General features: G+C 48.0%; 1 pseudogene. It reads left to right on the forward strand.

The features are described 5' to 3' along the window. A pseudogene (locus tag CKY02_RS26085) lies at positions 1-250 on the forward strand (hypothetical protein); the annotation flags it as partial.

The raw sequence follows: 250 nt of genomic DNA on the forward strand, positions 1-250 counted from the left end.
CCACTGGAGCGACAGCCAGCTTAAGAATCATTGCCAGCGTCTCACCGAAATGGAATACCTGCTGTTGCATGGCGGCAGCCGGGGACATCTGTTGCAGTATGAACTGCTGTGGGACGGGGAAGACAACCTGTCTTTCCTACACAAATATTGCCGGAAGTTGCATCTGCTTTTGAATTTTTGTATTTATTGTGGAATTCAACAATACAGCCTGTTTGAGGCCCGCTATGCCATTCTCAGCAAATGCCCATAA

Origin of the sequence: Photorhabdus bodei, assembly GCF_003287735.1 — a bacterium.
Lineage (GTDB): Bacteria > Pseudomonadota > Gammaproteobacteria > Enterobacterales > Enterobacteriaceae > Photorhabdus > Photorhabdus kayaii.